Annotated in this window: 1 protein-coding gene; it reads right to left on the bottom strand. The window is 69.2% G+C overall.

Translation table 11 applies throughout. The features are described from left to right. Window positions 1–119: 119 nt before the first annotated feature. Window positions 120–1,496, bottom strand: a complete 1,377-nt coding sequence (locus DQW06_RS26475) for a GGDEF domain-containing protein (RefSeq protein WP_041552826.1) — start codon at window positions 1,494–1,496, stop codon at window positions 120–122. Window positions 1,497–1,993: the final 497 nt, after the last annotated feature.

Here is a 1,993-nt window from a genome sequence, read left to right as displayed (position 1 = left end):
GGCCGAGGGAGTGGTGCGGCTGGTCAGAGTGCATATCTTCACGGTGCGTGATCCGACGGTTCGGGCGCAACGCCCTTCTTCGCGCTGTGGACAACTCCGCCGGACCACGAAACCGCGGGTCACGGAAGTTCGGTGTGCTCGGTGGGGTCCTTGGGATCCGTCTGACCGGAGATCTCGCCTCCCCGCGGCCCCGGGATCTTGCCGCCGCTCCCGGTGCGCCCGGCGGGCAGGCACACGCGGTTGCGGCCGGTCTCCTTGGCCCGGTAGAGCGCGAGGTCGGCCGCGGTGAGCAGCTCCACCAGGTCGTTGCCGTGGTCGCCGATGACGGCCGCGCCGATCGAGATGGTGATGGACACCGGCACGTCGTCCACCGCGATCTCCATGCGTCCCACCTGGGAGCGCAGGCGCTCGGCGGCCCGCCAGGCCTCGGCGGTGTCGGAGCCGGGCAGCAGCACCACGAACTCCTCTCCGCCGAACCGGCCGAGCAGGTCGGACTGGCGCAGCTGCTGGGCGATGGTGGTGGCCACGCCGAGCAGCACCTGGTCGCCGAACAGGTGCCCGTGGTTGTCGTTGACCCTCTTGAAGTGGTCGATGTCGATGATCAGCACCGCAGCCCTGCCCCGCGAGGAGCGGGCCCTGGCGATCTCCACCGACGCCTCCTGCTCCCAGGTGGGGGCGTTGAGCAGGCCGGTCTTGGGATCGGTCCGCGCGGCCATCTGGAGCTGCTGGTACATCAGGCTGCGCTGGAGCAGCAGCACGGGGGGGACCGCGATGACCAGCAGGAACAGCGACAGGTGCGCGAGGATGGCGACGGTGACGCCGACACATAACTCGACGGCGTCCACGATGAGGGCCTCGCGGTCCCACATGGGCCGCAGGGTGTGCCCGGGGCCGCTGCTGATCCGCGCGGCCACCGCGACGAGCAGGTTGTTGAGGACGGTGAACCCCGTGCAGCACAGCACGGCGACGAGCACGCCGGGGCCCGTGGTCAGGTACTCGTGCGCGCCGGGGGTGCCGCTGAGCCCGTCGACGAGGCCGCCGCCCCAGATCGAGTGCCAGGTCACCGAGGCCAGGAACCCGGACAGGGCGATGGAGGCGGCGTTGAACACCCGCCGGTGGAGCAGCGCCCGGCGCGTGCGGTACTGGAGCATCAGGAAGACGGGCACCGGGAGGATCAGCGCGTACAGCGGCGGCAGCAGGAGGACCGCCGGAAACCACCAGGCCCCCAGGAAGTCCCGGTTGATCCCGGCCGGCGTGCCGAGGCGGCGGCCCGCCTCCACGCAGAGCACGGCGCCCGTCAGCAGCGCGACCAGGGTGACCAGGTCCATCACCGCGGGGGCGGTCAGCGCCACCGCGCCTCCGAACAGGAACAGCGTCGCGGACACGAGCAGAGCCATGTAGACGATCAGTCCGCGTGGCTGCTGGAGGATCGGCCAGCGCGGACGTTCGTCCTCAGGACGCCCGGCCGGCGCGATCGGCTTCTCAGAGATGCTCACCGTTGCGCCTCCCTCCTCACATCGCTCTCCACCGTCCGACTCCTACACCCGCCTCTGATGGGTCCACCGCCTCCCACGGTTCTCCCTTCGACGGGGTTGTTTCGCCGCGCGTTCCCTTACGGTGCCAGTCGGTTACGACAACGGGGTGTCGGAGCCCGACAGCGGTGCGGCACGTCAGTCCCGCGACACGCTCCACTTTACATTACGTTGGGTAATAACTTAATTGCTGATTGTGTGATCTCCATGGGTAACGGCTTACGGCCGAGGCACCCGGTTTTCACGGGGTTGGGCTCAGCGGTGATCTAGGGCATCCTGCCGTAGGGACCCTCCACGGTAGCCACTGCGTGGCACGGCGTGTCGACCGCCTGACACCCCGAACGCCTGGGCCCCCACGGCACTCACTACAAGGAGCACACATGTACAACGGCACTGTCTGGGTCTAGAACCCGTTACAGCTGAGTGAAGATCACCGGGGACGGGCGGCGCGGTGCCGCCCG

It is taken from the genome of Nocardiopsis sp. TNDT3 (assembly GCF_003427465.1).
GTDB lineage: Bacteria > Actinomycetota > Actinomycetes > Streptosporangiales > Streptosporangiaceae > Nocardiopsis > Nocardiopsis dassonvillei.
This window is presented reverse-complemented; position numbering and strand designations above follow the sequence as displayed.